General features: G+C 33.2%; 18 protein-coding genes, 1 riboswitch and 1 other annotated feature. All 18 genes read left to right on the forward strand.

The window, feature by feature from the left end:
- Positions 1 to 540: transposase (locus BMZ74_RS02975; RefSeq protein ID WP_143070139.1), on the forward strand; the 540-nt coding region annotated here is incomplete at its 5' end.
- A gap of 288 nt (positions 541 to 828) precedes the next feature.
- A riboswitch (SAM riboswitch) is annotated at positions 829 to 933 on the forward strand.
- Between the two features lie 88 nt (positions 934 to 1,021).
- Complete coding sequence (gene metF / locus BMZ74_RS02980; protein WP_089859483.1) at positions 1,022 to 1,942, forward strand: methylenetetrahydrofolate reductase [NAD(P)H]; 921 nt, start codon at positions 1,022 to 1,024, stop codon at positions 1,940 to 1,942.
- 1 nt (position 1,943) lies between these two features.
- Positions 1,944 to 2,705: a Vitamin B12 dependent methionine synthase activation subunit gene (locus BMZ74_RS02985; RefSeq protein ID WP_089859486.1), complete on the forward strand. Its 762-nt coding sequence runs from the start codon at positions 1,944 to 1,946 to the stop codon at positions 2,703 to 2,705.
- A complete protein-coding gene (locus tag BMZ74_RS02990; protein ID WP_089859489.1) occupies positions 2,689 to 5,085 on the forward strand; it encodes a homocysteine S-methyltransferase family protein in 2,397 nt (798 codons plus the stop codon). The genes BMZ74_RS02985 and BMZ74_RS02990 overlap by 17 nt, the downstream gene beginning before the upstream one ends.
- 85 nt (positions 5,086 to 5,170) lie before the next feature.
- Positions 5,171 to 5,773 (forward strand): nicotinate-nucleotide adenylyltransferase, encoded by a 603-nt coding sequence (gene nadD, locus BMZ74_RS02995; protein WP_089859492.1) that lies wholly within the window; start codon positions 5,171 to 5,173, stop codon positions 5,771 to 5,773.
- Between the two features lie 83 nt (positions 5,774 to 5,856).
- The gene (gene yqeK, locus BMZ74_RS03000; protein ID WP_245750798.1) at positions 5,857 to 6,444 is read left to right on the forward strand and encodes a bis(5'-nucleosyl)-tetraphosphatase (symmetrical) YqeK; all 588 of its coding nucleotides are present in this window, start codon (positions 5,857 to 5,859) and stop codon (positions 6,442 to 6,444) included.
- Positions 6,445 to 6,451: 7 nt separating this feature from the next.
- Positions 6,452 to 7,612 (forward strand): LCP family protein, encoded by a 1,161-nt coding sequence (locus BMZ74_RS03005; protein ID WP_089859494.1) that lies wholly within the window; start codon positions 6,452 to 6,454, stop codon positions 7,610 to 7,612.
- Between the two features lie 24 nt (positions 7,613 to 7,636).
- Positions 7,637 to 8,002, forward strand: a complete 366-nt coding sequence (rsfS, locus tag BMZ74_RS03010; RefSeq protein ID WP_089859497.1) for a ribosome silencing factor — start codon at positions 7,637 to 7,639, stop codon at positions 8,000 to 8,002.
- 44 nt (positions 8,003 to 8,046) lie between these two features.
- Positions 8,047 to 10,542 carry a leucine--tRNA ligase gene (leuS, locus tag BMZ74_RS03015; protein ID WP_089859500.1) on the forward strand — a complete coding sequence of 832 codons (2,496 nt, stop codon included), beginning with the start codon at positions 8,047 to 8,049 and terminating at the stop codon, positions 10,540 to 10,542.
- Positions 10,543 to 10,715: 173 nt separating this feature from the next.
- The gene (locus tag BMZ74_RS03020; protein WP_089859503.1) at positions 10,716 to 10,946 is read left to right on the forward strand and encodes a FeoA family protein; all 231 of its coding nucleotides are present in this window, start codon (positions 10,716 to 10,718) and stop codon (positions 10,944 to 10,946) included.
- Positions 10,943 to 12,808 (forward strand): ferrous iron transport protein B, encoded by a 1,866-nt coding sequence (feoB, locus tag BMZ74_RS03025; RefSeq protein WP_089859505.1) that lies wholly within the window; start codon positions 10,943 to 10,945, stop codon positions 12,806 to 12,808. Before BMZ74_RS03020 ends, feoB begins: the two co-directional genes overlap by 4 nt.
- A gap of 28 nt (positions 12,809 to 12,836) precedes the next feature.
- Positions 12,837 to 12,995 (forward strand): hypothetical protein, encoded by a 159-nt coding sequence (locus BMZ74_RS14460; RefSeq protein ID WP_177181348.1) that lies wholly within the window; start codon positions 12,837 to 12,839, stop codon positions 12,993 to 12,995.
- Between the two features lie 111 nt (positions 12,996 to 13,106).
- Positions 13,107 to 13,562, forward strand: a complete 456-nt coding sequence (locus tag BMZ74_RS03030) for a SoxR reducing system RseC family protein (protein ID WP_089859508.1) — start codon at positions 13,107 to 13,109, stop codon at positions 13,560 to 13,562.
- Between the two features lie 39 nt (positions 13,563 to 13,601).
- A complete protein-coding gene (locus tag BMZ74_RS03035; protein WP_089859511.1) occupies positions 13,602 to 14,963 on the forward strand; it encodes an MATE family efflux transporter in 1,362 nt (453 codons plus the stop codon).
- A gap of 78 nt (positions 14,964 to 15,041) precedes the next feature.
- Positions 15,042 to 15,271 (forward strand) — a binding site (T-box leader).
- A gap of 194 nt (positions 15,272 to 15,465) precedes the next feature.
- Entirely contained in the window at positions 15,466 to 16,455 is a 990-nt protein-coding gene (gene argF / locus BMZ74_RS03040; RefSeq protein WP_089859514.1) for an ornithine carbamoyltransferase, read from the forward strand.
- Between the two features lie 17 nt (positions 16,456 to 16,472).
- Entirely contained in the window at positions 16,473 to 16,970 is a 498-nt protein-coding gene (locus BMZ74_RS03045; protein ID WP_245750799.1) for a GNAT family N-acetyltransferase, read from the forward strand.
- Positions 16,971 to 17,374: 404 nt separating this feature from the next.
- The gene (locus tag BMZ74_RS03050; protein WP_089859519.1) at positions 17,375 to 18,598 is read left to right on the forward strand and encodes a patatin-like phospholipase family protein; all 1,224 of its coding nucleotides are present in this window, start codon (positions 17,375 to 17,377) and stop codon (positions 18,596 to 18,598) included.
- Positions 18,591 to 18,806, forward strand: coding sequence for a hypothetical protein (locus BMZ74_RS03055; RefSeq protein WP_089859522.1), 216 nt, complete (start codon positions 18,591 to 18,593; stop codon positions 18,804 to 18,806). Before BMZ74_RS03050 ends, BMZ74_RS03055 begins: the two co-directional genes overlap by 8 nt.
- The last annotated feature ends 11 nt before the right edge of the window (positions 18,807 to 18,817 follow it).

Consider the following 18,817-nt stretch of genomic DNA (forward strand, 5'->3'; position numbering starts at 1 on the left):
TACCGTTATAGAAATCAGAACAACAAAGAGCGAAAGCTAAAATTCAGCTATGCTCCAATTAAATTACCTGCTTTAAAAGATACTGAATTAACTATGGTAATTGTCAGAGGACATGGTATTAATCCAACTATGATTATAACAAACTTAAATCCTAATTCTAAGCGACTTACTCTGGCAGTTTTAAAAGCGTATATTAAAAGATGGAGAATTGAAGAATATTTTAGGTTTAAAAAACAAAAATTTGACTTTGAAAACTTTAGAGTTAGATCATTAAAGAAAATCAGAAATTTAGATTTAATTTTATCAATAGCCATAGGATTTTTAGCTCTTTTTTCCAATCAGAAAAAGACTAAGCTTAGAGTGTTTGTTAAGAAAGTTTCAGAAAGAATATTTAATATACCAGACTTTGAATACTATGCTTTGGCTGATGGAATCAGAGAAATACTGGCTAAATCTTATACTGGAATAGCTTCTTTTTTAAAGAGTTATTACAAAAAACGACGATCACAAAAGAGATTAAGGCTCTCTTTACCATTATGACGGTAAGGCTAGTTTTTGCTATTTTAAAAAATGGGGAAACTCATTTCAATAAGTAAAAGAAAATTAATTATTTAATTGTTAACTGATGATTTGATAGTTATTAATTTAAGTTAATTAAAATTTTTTCTGTAAATTGTTTTCAAGCAGATAAAGAATTGAAAATGCCTGATATTAAGCTAAGAACCTTGACAGCTGGGGATTAATATGGTAAAGTTATTAAAAATACAAATTACATTAAATTTAATAGATTAGACTAGCTATTTAAATCTAATTCAATAATTTAAATATTTCTTATCAAGAGTGGTGGAGGGATCTGGCCCTGTGAAACCCAGCAACCAGCAGTTTTGCTGCCCGGTGCTAAATCCAGCAGGATTATAACCTGAGAGATAAGTAGTCGTGCTGACCACTTCTACTTAGAAGTGGTTTTTTTAATTTAAACCTATTATTTAGGCAGAGAACTTGAGTAGATAAGGAGGATGTAATGCGAATTAAAGATATTTTTGAGACTAAGCAAGTTGTTTTTTCGCTCGAGGTGTTTCCACCGAGTCCTGAGGTAGCAATAGAAAATATTTATCAGACTTTAGCAGAACTAAAAGATATTGATCCAGATTATATTAGTGTTACTTATGGTGCAGGAGGGGCAATTAAAAAAAATAGGACAGTTGAGTTATCTACTTTATTAAAAGAAAAGTATGATATAGAAGCTCTGGCTCATTTAACATGTATTAACTCATCACCCCAGAATATAGATCGGATTATGACAGAACTAAAGAATAATAAAATTGAAAATATTTTAGCTTTAAGAGGTGACAAACCTATTTCAGGGGAAATTCAGGGAGATTATACTCATGCCTGGCAGCTAATAGAACAAATTAAGCAAAGTAATGACTTTGGAGTTGCTGCTGCTTGTTATCCAGAAGGACATCTAGAAGCCCAGAATATGCAGGAAGATCTTAATCATCTCAAATATAAAGTTGAAGCTGGGGTTGATTACTTAATAACTCAAATGTTTTTTGACAACTCTCTTTTTTATAGGTTTAGAGAGCAAGCAAACAATTATGGGATTAAGATTCCTATAGAAGCAGGAATAATGCCAGTTATAAATAAAAAACAGGTTGGGAAAATAATAGAACTTTCTGGTGCTTATTTTCCAGAAAAGTTCAAAAGAATTATGCTGAAATACCAAGATAATCCAGTAGCACTGCAAGATGCCGGTATTGCCTATGCAATTGAACAAATTGTTGATCTTATTTCTAGTGAAGTTGATGGTATTCATTTATATACGATGAATAATCCTTATGTAGCTAAAAGAATTAAGTCAGCAGTTGGCTCACTAATTTCTCACATTAACGGGTTGAAAAATAGGCAGAAAAATTCGCCCTCTCTAGATAAGGAGCACTAAGATGGAAATTCAATTTAAAAGATCAGATATTTTACATTATCTGCAGGCAGATGAAAAGTTAAAAGATGCCAATATTGAACGTTTGATTTTAGAATCTATTACAGAAATTAAAGAGCTGATTAGATTTAGATATTTATATCAAAAATTTCCTCTGGTTTTAAAAGATAATAAACTCAAAGTGCTTGGGACAACTCTTATTTTAAAAGGAAATAGTATTTTAAAGCATTTAGCAGGAGCAGCGGAAGTTTATTTGATGGCAGCTACTCTGGGGCCATTAATTGATAAAAAAATAGCCTATTATGAAAAAATTTCAGTTACTAAATCACTTGTTTTTGATGCCTGTGCGACTACTGCAATCGAATATGGTTGTGATCAAATAGAAAAAGAAATTAAACAGAATTTGAGCTCCAATTCAGATCAAAAAGAGGAAAAGCAATTAACTTTTCGCTATAGTCCTGGTTATGGAGATCTTGATATTTCTATTCAGTCAGAATTTTTACAAGTTTTAAAAGCTCCCAAAAAAATAGGTTTAACTGCTTCCAAGTATAATATATTATTACCAGCTAAATCAGTTACAGCGATAATAGGAGTTGTTTCTACTGAGCAAAGTTCTAAAACGGTTAATAATAATCAATCTAAACGAAAATTTGATTCAAAAAAAATAGCGCTTCAGCAATTTGAAGCACAAAATTGCCAACATTGTCTTTTAGCAGGAGAGTGTGATTTAAGGAAGAGAGGTATTTATTGTGGACTTAAAAGCTAAACTTGGTCAGCAGATAATTATTTTTGATGGAGCAATGGGAACTGTTTTACAACAGCGTGGTTTAAAAGCAGGTGATATTCCTGAAAAATTAAATCTAGAAGAAAAAAATGAAATTATTGATATTCATAAAAGTTATTTAAAAGCTGGAGCAGAAATTATAACAGCTAATACTTTTGGAGCAAACTCTTTAAAATTAGCTGATACTGGATATACCGCAGCAGAATTGATTACAGCTGGAATTAAGAATGCTCAGCAGGCGAGAGAAGAAATAAATCGCGATGCTTTAGTTGCTCTGGATTTAGGCCCTCTGGGAGAACTTCTTGAACCAATGGGGAGTCTTAAGTTTGATGAAGCTTATCAGCTTTATAAAGAACAGCTTATAGCTGGTAAAAAGGCTGGGGCTGATCTAGTTATAATTGAAACAATTGCTGATCTTTATGAGGCAAGAGCTGCAGTTTTAGCAGTTAAAGAAAACTCAGATCTACCTATTTTTTGCACTCTAACCTTTGAAGAAGATGGCCGTACATTTACAGGAGGCAGTATTGAAGCCATGGTTGCTGTTCTAGAAGGGTTGGGAGTAGATGCCCTGGGGTTAAATTGCTCACTTGGACCGACTAAATTAGAACCACTTGTCACTAAAATCCTTCGTCAAACAGAACTGCCAGTTATTTTACAGGCCAATGCTGGTCTGCCTGTTGTAGAAGCAGGCCAGACAGTTTTTAAAATAACTCCAACTGAATATTTACAGCCTTTGCTGAGGCTTTATCAGCAGGGACTTGCTGTTATAGGTGGCTGTTGTGGTACTACTCCCGAATTTATTAAATTAATTGCAGCAGAGATGAAACAACAAAAAGTTAAAACAAGACAAATTACAAGCAGAAGTATTGTTTGTTCACCTTCACAAGTAGTTAATCTGGCTGGAGTTAATGTAGTGGGGGAAAGAATTAATCCAACAGGTAAAGAACAATTTAAACAGGAATTAAGAAATGGCAGCTTTGATTATTTGCTCACTACTGCAGCAGTACAGGTTGAAGCTGGAGCAGCAATTCTTGATCTTAATCTTGGCCTGCCTGATATTGATGAAAAAGCAGTGATGCTTAAAAGCATTCTGGAACTGCAGTCAATACTTGATGTTCCATTGCAGATTGATTCTAGTCAGCCAGAAGTTATTGCAGCTGCTCTTCGTTATTATAATGGAATAGCAATTGTTAATTCAGTTAATGGAGAAGCAGAAGTAATGCAAGCTGTTTTGCCAGCAGTCAAAAAATATGGTGCAGCTGTTATTGGTCTGACAATGGATGAAAATGGTATCCCAGCTACAGCTGAAGGAAGATTTGCAATTGCCAAAAGAATTATAGAAACAGCCGCTGAATATGGAATTAAAAGAGAAAAAATTATTATTGATTGTTTAACGCTAACCGCTTCTGCTCAGCAGGCAGGAGTTAAAGAGACACTTAAAGCCTTAAAAATGGTTAAAAATGATTTAGGTGTAAAAACTACTCTGGGAGTTTCAAATGTTTCTTTCGGTTTACCAGAAAGATCACTTTTAAATAGAAATTTTTTAACAATGGCGCTTTTTCAAGGTCTTAATTTACCAATTATTGATCCTAATGATCAAGAAATGATGCTTAATATTAAAGCAGCTGCTGTGCTTAATAATCAGGATCAGGGTGCGAGTAAATATATAGAATTTATGACTGCTCAACAAAATAAACAAGCTAATTCAAATCAGCAGCCAGCAAAACTAGAAATTGAACAGCAGAATTTAAAAACAGCAATTATTAAAGGACTTAAACAGCAGTCGGCTAATTTAACTGGAGATTTACTCAAGCAGTATGATGCACTTACAATAGTTAATCAATATTTAATTCCAGCCCTGGATATTGTTGGTGAACGCTATGACCAGGGAAAAATATTTTTGCCTCAGCTTGTTCAATCTGCTGAGACAGTTAAAGCGGCTTTTACTGTTTTGAAAACCCAACTGGCAAAACAGGGAACAGCTGATATTTCAAAAGGAAAAATTGTTATGGCAACTGTTAAAGGTGATGTTCATGATATTGGTAAAAATATTGTCAAAACCGTCCTGGAAAATTATGGCTATCAAGTTATAGATTTAGGACGCAATGTTGGCAGCACAGAAATTGTTAAAGCTGTTCTGGAATCAAAAGTTAAACTGCTTGGTTTGAGTGCTTTAATGACAACTACAGTAAAAAATATGGAACAGGCCATTGCTGCAGTCAAACAGGCAGCACCAGAATGCAAAATAATGGTTGGGGGAGCAGTCTTGACTGCTGACTATGCTGAACTAATAGCAGCTGATTTTTATGCAAGAGATGCTCGAGCAGCTGTAGAAATTGCTAGACAAGTCTTACCTGACTAGCAAAATTGTTTAATTCCAGCTTTAACTTGCAAGCTGTCAATAAATAATTTATAATTAAAGATGTATGAAATTAGAGGTGAATGAGATGAAAAATAAACGGGTGGCTATTTTTGGAGGTACTTTTGATCCTCCTCATTTAGGTCATTTTATTCTAGCAGAACAGATTAAAAATAAATTTAATTTAGAAAAAATAATTTTTATGCCTGCTGGTAGGCCCCCACATAAAAAAAGTAGCCCAATTTCATCAGCTTTGCATCGGTTTAAAATGTTAGAACTGGAGATTGTCACTAATGATAACTTTGAACTTTCTGATTGGGAATTAAAACAGCCGGGTTATTCTTATACAGCTTTAACTCTTAAAAAATTTGTTCCTCAACTTGCAGCAGAGGAAGTTTTTTTTATTATTGGAGCTGATTCGCTGGCTGATATATTTAAGTGGAAAAAAACTGAATATCTTTTAACTAATGGTAAATTTATTGTTTTTAATCGCCCAGGTTATTCTCTGCAGGATATTTTACAGGATAAACGTTATCAACCTTTTTTGGCTAATATTTTGCTTCATCAGGGAATTAATGTTGAGATTTCTTCTTCTTTTATTCGGCAGGAATTAGCAGCTCAACGTTCTATTCGTTATTTAACACCAGCCAAAATATACAGGTATATAATTAGTAATTCTTTATATAGATAATTAGGCTTATAAATAAGCAAAAGTATCGATAAAGTTAATTGTTAGTTAGTAAAATGCTTGATTATTTTAAGAAGGTGAGGATTGTGGAAAATAAGGAAATAAATTTAGAAATGATTCCTTTTAGTATTGAAGATTTAAAAAATGAACTGGGTGAAGAAAGATTTCGTCATACCCAGGCAGTTTTAGAGGCTGCGATTTCTTTATCAGAACAATTAAGTATAGATCTTAAAAAAGCTAAAGCGGCTGCTTTGCTACATGATATTGCTAAAAATAAAACAGCTGCAGAAATGAAGGCTTTAATTGCTGATTCAGACTGGCAGGTTGATCAGCTTGAGTTAAGTATATTGCCAGTTTTACATGCTCCAGCAGGAGCAGTGATTGCTGAAAAAAAGTATAAGATTAAAGATAGAGAAATCCTGGAAGCAATTCGCTTTCATACCCTTGGTCATCCACAAATGGGTAAATTGGCCCAGCTGATTTATACAGCTGACTTTATTGCTGAAGGACGTGATTTTGAGGGGATAGATCAGCTGCGAGAAGCTGTAAAACTTGATTTTAAAAGGGGATTATATTTAATTGTAAGTCGAGTTATTGAATATCAGCTTAAGCAGGATAATTTTATTCACCCATATTCAAACAATCTCCGCAATAAATTAATAAAAGAGAAGTGATTTGTAGATGCTAGAAAAATTAACTGACTGGAAATATATAGCTTTAATTATTTTTCTGGTCATAATTGGTATTTCAATACCCTTTGTTTTAAATGATGATTTAAGTAAAATTTCTAAAGGTCCTTTTACTGATAATAAAATTAATATTTTAGCGGTTGGTTATGATTCGAGTGTTAATGGTAGTCCCCGGGCTGATACTATGATTTTGATTAGTCTTGATGTGGACAGAAATAAAGCGGGAATTGTGTTTTTGCCGCGAGATACATATGTCGATTTACCTGATAAAAAATTTACTAAACTTAATTCTTCTCATGTTTATGGTGGTATTAAGCTTACCCAGGCAACTGTTGAGGAATTATTAGATATCAAAGTAGATTATTTTGTGGAAACAAATTTTAGAGGTTTTGAAAAAATAATTGATCGCCTGGGTGGAATTGAGCTTGATATAGCTCATGATCTTCATTATGTAGATAAGGCCGGTGGTCTTTATATTAATCTGCAGCAGGGCAAACAGACCCTAAATGGGAAACAGGCTCTTCAATATGTGCGTTATCGTGACTTGAGTGGTGATATTGGTCGGATAAAACGGCAGCAGAAATTTATTGATGCTGTCATGGCTAAAGCACTTTCTCCAACAATAATTCCTAAAATTCCTGGGATTTTAAAAGAAGTAAAAGAAGCAGTAAATACCAATGTTCCACTGACTGATATTACTCCTTTTCTGAATACAGCAAAAGATATTAACATGTCCGATGTGGAGATTAAAATGCTGCCAGGTGAACCTAAATATATTAATGGAATTAGTTATTGGGTACCTGATAAAAGATCAACTCGAATTATGGTAGATAATTTGATTAGAAATAAATCATATCTAAATAACGAAAATTATAATTTAATAGTTTTAAATGGTGCTGGCCAGGCAGGAGTTGCTGGTAATACAGCCAGTTTATTGAGCAAATATGGCTTTTCAATTGCTGAAGTTGGCAATGCTGCTGAATTTGACTATCAACAATCAGTAGTTACTTATTACCACCATGAAGATAAAGAAACAGCTGCTAAACTGAGCGAATTATTAAAAGGAAAATTGGTTTTTCTTGATAACCCAGCTCAACAATCTAGTGGAACAATTAAGGTTATTGTAGGAAAGAATTATAGTGAAATTGAGTAAGTTGCTAAAGGAGGTTAATTATTAATGGCAAATTTAACAATTAAAGAAACTGCTTTGCTTGCTGCTGAAGCAGCTGATGATAAAAAAGCATTTGAGATAGAAGTACTTGATGTGCAGGGGTTAACTGTAATTGCTGATTATTTTGTTATTTGTAGCGCTAATTCTGATAAACAAGTAAGAGCTGTGGCTCATGCTATTGAAGATAAATTGTCAGAAGCAGGCATTGAGCCGCGTCGGGTAGCTGGCATGAATGAGGCCCGCTGGGTACTGCTTGACTATGCTGATATTATAGTCCATGTTTTTCAAAAAAGAGAACGAGAATATTATGATCTAGAACGTCTCTGGGCAGATGCAGAAAGTATTTTGGCCCGGGAAGAAGAAAGTAATTAAGTTCAAGTAGATTAAATTTTAATAAATGAGGAGAGTGAAGATCTTTGCAAGACTATTATCCATTTCAAGAAGTAGAAAAAAAATGGCTTGCAGAATGGGAGGATTCAAATTTACATAAAACAGGGGTTGATCCTGAGAAAGAAAATTATTATGTACTGGAAATGTTTCCTTATCCATCTGGTAATCTGCATATGGGTCATGTTAGAGTATATTCAATTGGTGATGTAATAGCTCGTTATAAAAGAATGAAGGGTTATAATGTGCTTCATCCGATGGGCTGGGATTCATTTGGTCTACCAGCTGAAAATGCAGCGATTAAAAATGGAAATATTCATCCCAAGGAATGGACCTGGGATAATATTGCTAATATGAAAAAGCAGATGCAGGCTCTTGGGCTGAGTTATGACTGGGATAGGGAGGTTACAACTGCAGCAGAAGATTATTATAAATGGACTCAATGGTTTTTTGTTCAGATGTTTAAAAATAAACTCGCTTATAAAAAAGAATCAACAGTTAATTGGTGTCCCAGTTGCGAGACAGTTCTGGCTAATGAACAGGTAGTTAATGGTGCCTGTGAACGTTGTGGAACTGAAGTTGACCAGCGAGACTTAGAGCAATGGTTCTTTAAAATTACTGATTATGCAGAAAGATTATTAGATGATCATCAGCTGCTGGAAAATTGGCCTGAAAAAGTTAAAATAATGCAGAAAAATTGGATCGGGCGTAGTGAAGGAGCCCGGGTAACTTTTCAAGTTCCAGATCTAGAAAAAGAGTTAGAAGTATTTACTACTAGACCAGATACTCTTTTTGGAGCAACTTATATGGTTCTGGCACCAGAACATCCTTATGTAGCGGAATTAACTGCTGGAACAGAAAAAGAAGCCGAAGTAGCTGAATTTGTTAAAAAAGCTCGTAAACAAAAAGAGATGGAAAGAACCTCTGCTGATTCGGAAAAATTAGGTTTGTTTACAGGTGCTTATGCTGTTAATCCAGTCAATGGAGAAAAGATTCCTATTTATATCGCTAATTATGTTTTAATGAGCTATGGAACTGGAGCAATTATGGCTGTTCCGGCTCATGATCAGCGTGATTTTGATTTTGCACGTAAATATGGCATAGAAATTAAAGCTGTTATTCAGCCAGAAGATCAGGAGCAAGAACTGCAGGGAGCAGAAATGGAAACTGCTTATAGCGGTTCAGGTAAGTTGATTAATTCTGGAAAATATAATGGTTTGAATGTTAAAGAGGCTTTTCAGGCTATGACAGCTGATTTCTCTGAAGCCGGCTTTGTCAAAGTAGAAACAAATTATCGACTGCGTGATTGGTTAATTTCTCGGCAGCGTTATTGGGGAGCTCCAATTCCAATTGTTTATTGTAAAAAGTGTGGTACTGTTGCTGTTCCGGAAGAAGAATTACCGGTTGAATTACCTCATGATGTAGAATTTTCGCCAACTGGAGAATCACCACTAAAAAAAGTGGAGAGTTTTGTTAATACAACCTGTCCTCATTGCGGTGGCCCAGCGACTAGAGAAACTGATACTATGGATACATTTGTTGATTCTTCCTGGTATTTTATGCGTTATGCTGATGCAAATAATGAAAGTTCACCTTTTGCTAAAGATAAAGTAGATAACTGGTTTCCAGTTGATCAATATATAGGTGGAATTGAACATGCCATTTTACATTTACTATATGCTCGCTTTTTTACTAAGGTTGTGCATGATATGGGAATGACAGACGCAATTGAACCATTTACTAACTGGCTGGCTCAGGGCATGGTTTTAAAAGATGGGGCTAAAATGTCTAAATCGAAAGGGAATGTAGTTGATCCTAAAGAAATTCTGGCTCAATATGGTGCTGATACAGCTCGACTATTTATTCTGTTTGCAGCTCCCCCAGAGAAAGATTTAGAGTGGAGTGATCAGGGAGTAGAAGGAGCAGAACGTTTCTTGAATAGGGTCTGGCGTTTTGTAACTGAGAATCTAGAAATAATTAAAACAGCTCCTGCTGAGTTAAATCAAGCTGAATTTGATCAACCTGCCCAAAAATTATATCGCACTTTACATGCTAGTATCAAAAAAGTAACTGAAGATATTAGTGAAAGACTTAATTTTAATACAGCAATTAGTGCGATTATGGAGTTGACAAATGAGGTTTATTCTTATCTAAACCAGCGTAGTAAAGCTGATACTAACCAGGCTTTAATTAAAGAGGTAGCCGAAAAGATGATTTTATTATTATCACCTTTTGCCCCTTTTATAACAGAGGAGCTCTGGCATATTTTAGCTTACCAAAACAGTATTCATACTCAACAGTGGCCTGATTTTGATCCCCAGGCACTGCAAAAAGATGAATTAACTATTGTAATTCAGATTAATGGTAAGGTAAGAGATAAAATTACTGTGCCAGCAGATATCAGTGAAGAGGAAGTAAAAGCTAAAGTAATGGCAGCAGAAAAAATAAAATCTTATTTAGCTGAAGGCAAACTGGTAAAAACAATTTATATTCCTGGTAAGTTAGTTAATTTAGTAGTAAAATAGCTAAAAAAAGGTGGCTTCATTTGAGGCCGCCTTCTATATTTATTTTTTTAAAATCTTACTAGTGTTTTTAAACTAATATTTTTGAAAAATAAAGATTGACTTTGAATATCGTTTTCAATATAATTAGTTTAGTAAAAACAAGTATAAATCCAATTAGCAGGAGGCATGAAGAAATGACTCTAGTTGATATAAAGGCCGGCACTAAATTTATCATTGCTAAAATAGAAAATAAAAAGGTGCGCTTGCAGGCTCTTCGCTTCGGTATTAGTGAAGGAGCAGAAATTGAATGTGCAGGTTTGATTCCTGGCGGTCCTGTTATTTTAAAGAAAAATTTACAGGAAATTGCAATTGGAAGAAGAACAGCAGAAAAAATTATAGTAAAAGAAAAAGGAATGGTTCAATGAGTCACTGCGGTCAAGTAGAAATAGATGTTGAACTGCAGACAAAGCAAAAGATTGTCTTAGCTGGTAATCCTAATGTAGGTAAGTCAATCTTTTTTAATTATTTAACCGGAATTTATGTTAGTGTTTCAAATTATCCCGGTACTACTCTCGATATTAGCAGTGGTAAAATGGATGAAGCTGCTGTATTTGATACTCCTGGAGTCTATGGAGTTGGTTCTTTAAATGATGAGGAAAGAGTAGCCAGGGATTTTATTATGTCTGCAGATTTGATTATTAATGTTGTTGATGCTAGTCATCTGGAGCGAGATCTTTTTTTAACCCAACAATTAATTGATCTAGATAAAAAAATGATTATTGCTCTTAATATGATGGATGAAGTTGCTAAAAATAAAATTGAAATTGATTTAGATCTTTTAGAAGAAGAACTTGGAGTACCAGTTATACCTACAACAGCTGCTGAAAGAACTGGTTTAGCAGCTGTTAAGTCATCTTTAAATAAGGCTGCTAAAGGGAAAAAGACTTTTGCGTTTAATTCAAAACTGGCTGCTGAGTTAATTAAAGTTGATGATTTTTGCCAAAATACAGCTGATGCAGTAATGATTTTAGAAGAAGATGAAAATATTCGCTGTCAATATAAAACTGCTGCAGCTAAGTTTAAAGATTTACGGGAAGAAATTTATACTGCGCGTCGGCAGCGGGTTGATCAGATAGTTGATTCTGTACTTACTTACCAGACAAATTCTAGTCAAATAGCTCGTCAAGTTGGTTATTATCTTTTAAAACCACTAACAGCAATACCTGCTCTTATAATTTTATTATATTTTATTTATCAATTTATCGGTGTTTTTGTAGCTCAGACAGTAGTTAATTTTACAGAAGGTTATTTGTTTAGTGGGATATATGAGCCTTTTATGCAGCAGCTAATAGTTAATACAATTGGGTTAAATAATTTTATTGGCGAACTTTTGGCGGGAGAATTTGGAATTTTAACTATGGCAGTGACTTATATTTTTGGACTTTTGTTACCATTAGTGGCAGCATTCTATTTCTTACTTTCTTTACTGGAGGATTCTGGATATTTACCCAGGATAGCAGTATTAACTGATCGACTTCTGCAAAAGATTGGACTTAATGGGCGGGCAATTATTCCAATGCTGCTTGGTTTTGGCTGTGTTACAATGGCCACTATTACTACGCGTTTACTTGGTACTAAGCGTGAGAGAATAATTTCTATTTTTTTACTTGGGCTGGCGATTCCCTGTTCAGCTCAGTTGGGAGTAATTGCTGGTTTGATTGCTCAGCTTGAACCTTTTTATATAATAGTTTATTTAATGACAATCTTTGTTGTCTATGTATTAGCTGGTACCTTTTTAAATAAAGTTTTACCAGGTGAATCTAGTGATTTAATTATTGATCTACCACCAATGAGAGTACCAGAGTTAAAAAATGTATTTAGCAAAACATATCAGCAAACAATAGCTTTTATAAAAGAAGCTGGTCCTATTTTTGTTTTAGGGGCTGCTTTAATAACTATTTTAAAAAAGAGTGGATTATTAGATTTTATCACTAAACTTGCAGCTCCAGTAACAGTTAATTTGTTGGGACTGCCTGCTCAAACAGCAACTGCTTTTGTGATGGGAGTTATTAGACGAGATTTTGGTGCAGCTGGTTTAACTGCTATTACTCTGTCTCCTGCTCAAGTTACTGTTTCTTTAATTACTTTAACTTTATTTGTTCCCTGTATTGCAGCAATGATGATTATGGTCAAAGAAAGAAATTTAAAAGAGGCTATTTATATTTGGTTTGGCAGTTGGCTGATTGCTTTTATAGCTGGTGGAATAGTTAATTTCTTAATTTTTTAATTAATTTAAACAGAAAAGAGGTCTGACCGTGGAAAATTGTAATTTAACTGAAACTATTTTTTCTAAAAAAATAGTTTGTACTGTATGTGGTTATGAAATGCAAAAAATTATTTCATTTAAATGCCCTCGCTGTCAGAGCTTTTTATTTAATAAATGCAGCAGTTGTAATAAATGTGCTTTATTTTAAATAATTTTTTTGTTAAAATATATATTGTTAAATGGTTTAATTATAAATTAAATTCAAGTAATTATTAACTACTCAAATTTATAAAATTATTTTAAGCGAGGAAGTGTTAATGTGAGAGAAAGAGCCAGAGTAGTAAAAAAAGAATCTGGTCAGAGTTTGGTTAAGGTTATTAAAACTTCAGCTTGTAGTCATTGTGATAAAAAGTGTATGTTGGCTCAAGATTCTCATGAAGTTGAGGAAATGGAAGTTTTAGTTAATGATCCAATTGGAGCAGAGGTTGGCAGTTTAGTTGAACTTGAAATGGGTTCTAAACCAGTCTTATTTTCTGCTTTTGTAGTTTATCTACTACCTTTAATAGCTATTATAGCTGGTTATTTTGCCGGCAATATTTTATTTAATTCTGTAGTTGCAAATTCTGAGGTTGCAGGTATAATTGGTTCAGCAATTGCCTTTCTTTTATCTTTTCTGATGTTAAGATTTTTTGATCATCAGGCAGGAGCAAGAAGTTATTTTCATCCTGAAATAACTCGAGTTGTGAGCAACAATGGTTTCTATTATGAAGATTAAAATCTAGCTTATTATTTTTTTAGGGTTGAAGGTGATGAAGTGACCATAGATAATAATGTTTTATTAGATGAAAATAGTTCTACTAAAAAAATAATCTTAAAACTTGCCTGGCCAGTAATCGCAGAACAATCTCTGGCTACTATCACTCAAATTGTTGATCTGATGATGGTTGGCAGGTTAGGAGCTTCCGCCGTGGCTGCAATTGGTTTGACAATGCAGCCAGTCTTTTTTTCTACAGCTTTAGCATCTGCTTTAGGAGTAGGAACTACAGCATTAGTTTCCCGTTTTACAGGAGCAAAAGAAAATAAAAAGGCAGCAGCAGTTTTACAGCAATCTTTATTGCTTTCTTTTTTATTTTCTTTAAGTTTTGCTGCTTTATTCTATATTTTTGCACCATCACTTTTGCGCTTAATGGGAGGTAGTGGAGAAGTAATTAAACTAGGAACCTCCTATTTAAGGATTATTACACCAGGTTTTGTCCTGATGGTAGTTGGTTTTATTGTTACAGCAGCTTTGAGAGGTGCTGGAGAAACAAAAACTCCTCTCAAAGTGAATTTACTAGTTAATTTGCTTAATTTAGTTGGAAATTATATTTTTATATTTGGTAACTTTGGTTTTCCAGCTCTTGGAGTTAGTGGTGCAGCTTTATCAACAACTCTGGCTCGCTCGATTGGAGGATTAATCTTATTTTTAATTACTTTTTCTAATTATAGTGTCTTGAAGATGAAAATCACTGGATTTTTTCATCCAGAAATTAGTTTGATTAAAAGAATTTTGAAAATCGGTCTGCCAACTGCTTTAGAAGAATCGGTCAGGAGATTGGCCCAACTGCTTTTTGTCAGAGTAATTGCTGCTTTAGGAACCACTGCTTTTGCAGCACATCAAATATCTTTAAATGCAGAATCAATTTCTTATATGCCTGGATTTGGAATTGCTGTTGCTGCTACTACAATTGTTGGACAAAATTTGGGAGCAAATAATTCAGCTGGTTCAGAAAGAGGAACTTTTGAAGCCTGGAAAATTGGTTTAACAATTATGGGATTTATGGCAGCAATATTTTTAGTTTTTCCGGAACAATTAATTCGACTTTATACTTCTGATCCGGCAATAGTAAGTAAAGCAGCTTTAAATTTAAGAATAATTGCTTTTTCTCAGCTGCCAATGGGGACTCATTTTATTTTTGCTGGTGCCTTACGGGGGGCTGGTGACACAAAAGCAGTTTTTTATTCTACAGCTATATCAACCTGGATTTTCAGATTGTTATTAGGTTATTTGTTAGTACATCCTCTGGGACTTGGCCTGGTAGGAGCCTGGATTGCAATGGTTGTTGATTGGTCAGTAAGGGGCAGCTATGTTTTATATAGATTTAAACAGGGAAAATGGAAATTGATTAACGTTTAAGTTTATTCAGAATATTTTTACTTTTTAATAATGCTTGCATTATAGTTAAAGGCAGGGTATAATAATAAAAAATAAATTTTAAATTCTACGAGCAGGAGATTAAGTATATATTTTCTTTAGAGCAAACTGGAACAGCTGTGAGTCCAGTAAGAAAAATATACTGAAGCGCACCTGGGAGAAGGACTTCTGAAATTAGTAAGAAGTTTCGTTAAACGCGTTAAGTTTTCGAGCGGCTATTAATAATATCTTTTAAGTGAGTTTTTAATGGCAACTAGAGTGGCAACACGGGTAGAATCCTCGTCTCTTTTTTGAAGAGAACGAGGTTTTTTTGCTTTCTGGGGTTAAGTTAGTTTAAATTAGTTAAAAAACTTTACTTTGTTTACTTAAAATTTTATTAATAGTAATATTTTTAACCCTATAATTTATTGATTTAAATTGATAAAGTAATAAAACATAATTGAGTTATATTTAAGTAGGCTGGAGAATTTAAGGAGGAAGTAGAATGGGCCAAAATTTAAAAGGGAGAAGCTTTTTAGCGCTTAAAGATTTTACTAAGTTAGAAATTGATTATCTTCTACAATTAGCAGATAATTTAAAGGCTAAAAAACGAGCTGGAATTCGAGGAGAATTGTTGGTTGGCAAAAATATTGCGCTTATCTTTGAAAAAACATCGACTAGAACAAGATGTGCTTTTACTGTAGCTGCTAATGATGAAGGTGGTTTTCCAGAATTTTTAGGTAAAAATGATATTCAACTTGGCAAAAAAGAGTCAGTTGCTGATACAGCACGTGTTTTAGGCAGAATGTTTGATGGAATTCAATTCCGAGGTTTTAGCCACAAGACAGTAGAAGTTCTGGCTAAATATGCAGGTGTACCTGTCTGGAATGGTCTAACAGACTTATATCATCCTACACAAATTCTGGCTGATTTCTTAACTTTACAAGAAAATTTTGGATGCTTAACTGGTTTAAAACTAGTTTATGTAGGTGATGGCCGTAATAATATGGCTAATTCATTAATGATTGGATCCGCTATTATGGGAATTAATCTTACTATAGCTGCTCCAGAACAACTCTGGCCAGCCAGAGAAATAAAAAAACTAGCTCAAAAAAAAGCAGTAGAATCTGGAGCAAAAATTACAATAACAGCTGATCCAGCAGCAGGGGTCCAAAATGCTGATGCAATTTATACTGATGTCTGGGTGTCGATGGGAGAAGAAGCTCAATTTGCAGAAAGAATAAAGTTATTAAAACCCTATCAGGTAAATAAAAAACTGGTTGAACAGGCAAACAATCCAGAACTTATTTTTCTCCATTGTCTACCAGCTTATCATAACTTAGAAACTAAAACTTCTAAAATGATTGCTGAAAAATATGGATTAACTGCAATGGAAGTAACAGATGAAGTATTTGAGAGTGATTATTCAAAAGTATTTGAACAGGCTGAAAACAGAATGCATACAATTAAAGCTGTAATGACAGCTACTTTATAATAGGAGTGATCTAAGTGATGGCAGCAGTTAGTAGTGAGAAGAAGTATCCATGTAGATCAGGATCCCGGGCAGATGCAGCAGCAATTAAAAATCTAATGCAGCAGGCATTTGCTAATTATGGTAAAATAGATAGTCAGAATAAAAAAATTGTTAATTCAGCTTTAGCAGAAGACTTGACTGATATTATTAATGATCTTGCAAATAATATAGTACTTGTTTTATTAGCTGATGAAAAAATAGTTGCTTCTTTAAGGCTAGAAGAAATAAGTCAGCAAAGATTTTTATTAAAGCGTTTTGCTGTTCATCCTGATTATCAAAATCAGGGTCTGGGTACAATGTTATTTACCAAAGCAATAGCAAGATTAAAATCAGAGAATGCTCATTATTTGCAACTTTATTCTTCACTTGAAAATAAAAAATTAATTAATTTTTATCGGGGGCTTGGCTTTAACTGTCTGGAAGTTGATTCTAAAAAAGGTTATAAAAGAGGTCTCTGGGTAAAAACAATTAAATAAATTTTGTCGAAATTCCCTCGACATATATTCTAGATAAATTAGTCTAGAATAGAAAAGGCCTCCTATTTAGGAGGTCTTTTTTTCTATAAATTTTATCTTAAATTTAATTTTGCAAAATAATATTATAACAGCTTTGTTTTAAAAACTAAACTTTAGCTCTGGCTTGAATCTCTAAATAATTAGTGATAAAATTATTTTATGTAAATGAAAAACAGAATAATTAGTAAAATATAGCTATTTTTATTATATTTTGATTGTAAAATTAAGGTTATTTTCAGGAATTACTGCAGTTATTAAAGCTGTGGTTATTTTTTTCTAATTTTGAGATCTTTTGTTTTAAAACTATTTATTATAATAACTAACTATGGTATAATAAGAAAGCTTTAATCTGGGAGGTAATGCTTTTGTATGGATTAGTACTCGAAGGGGGAGGAGCCAAAGGAGCTTATCATATAGGAGCCTTAAAAGCTTTAACAGAGCTTAAAATAAAAGTGTCTGCTGTGGCAGGTACTTCTATTGGGGCGATGAATGGGGCAATGTACGTACAGGGTAAATTAGATTTAGCTTACGAATACTGGAATAATATCTCTACTGAAAAAGTACTTAATATTGATGATCAACAATTAACAGACTTATTTAATCTAAGTGTTAACCAGAATAATCTTTTTTATTTTATTAATAAAGTTAAACAGGTATTTAAAAATAAAGGGCTTGATAATTCATTTTTTCAGGAAATATTACTTGATAATATTGATGAAGATTTATTAAGAGCTTCTTCACTTGATTTTGCAATCATAACATTATCTTTGAGTGAATTGAAACCATTAGAACTTTTTTTAGATGATATTCCAGCTGGTAAAGTAAGAGACTATATAATGGCAAGCGCCTATCTGCCTGCTTTTAAATTACAGCGTATAGATGGTCAGCTTTTAATTGATGGTGGTTTTTATGAGAACTTGCCAATTAAGACACTTTTAAAACGAGGTTATAATAAAATAATTGCAATTAGAACTTATGGCCTGGGTAAAATAGAGAAAAAAGTTGATTCAGAAAAAGAAATTATTTTTATAAATCCTTCTGAAAATTTAGGGAGGATGCTTAATTTTAGTCAGGCAAATGCGCGTAAGAATATAAAGATGGGCTACTATGATACTTTAAAATATTTTAAGCATTTACAGGGAAATAAATATTATCTAAAGTTAAATCAAAATGAAGATTATTTTCTTGATTTTTTACTAAAAATTAATCCAGATATAAAAATTAATTTATTAAAAAAGTTTTCTTATCCAGAAGCTCCTCTGCAGAGATCATTTCTGGAAAACTTGATTCCTAAACTAGCAGAAATATTAGACTTTGATTATCCAGCATCTTATAGTGAAATAGTAATTGCTTTGCTGGAAAAGCTTGCTGCTGCGGAAAAAATTGATCGTTTTCAAATTTATACTTTTGCCGAATTATTGGATTTAGTCTGTCAAAAGAATAAACCAGCTGAGAGTATTCTTTATAATAAATTACCTTCATTTATAAAAACCAGTAATTTTTTGCCAAAGCAGCTGCAAGATGATTTATTGCTTGATATCGCAGAAAAGATATTTATTAAAACAGGGGGAAGAAATGCTGATGAGTGATAAAAATATTGATTCTGGAAGTGAAAAGTTAAATGCAGAATTAGCAATGATTAGAGAGCTTAAAGAAAGAATTTATGGAAAACAAGATTTAACAGATTCTGAACTTGATAGTGTTAAAAAATGTGCTTTTTGTGATGGTACTAAAGAATTAATTCTATATAAAAATAATTATATTTGTCAAGAATGTCTGACAGATATAAGATCTTGAATTTAAAAATT

The sequence above is a fragment of the Halanaerobium salsuginis genome, from assembly GCF_900114545.1.
In the GTDB taxonomy this organism is placed as follows: domain Bacteria; phylum Bacillota; class Halanaerobiia; order Halanaerobiales; family Halanaerobiaceae; genus Halanaerobium; species Halanaerobium salsuginis.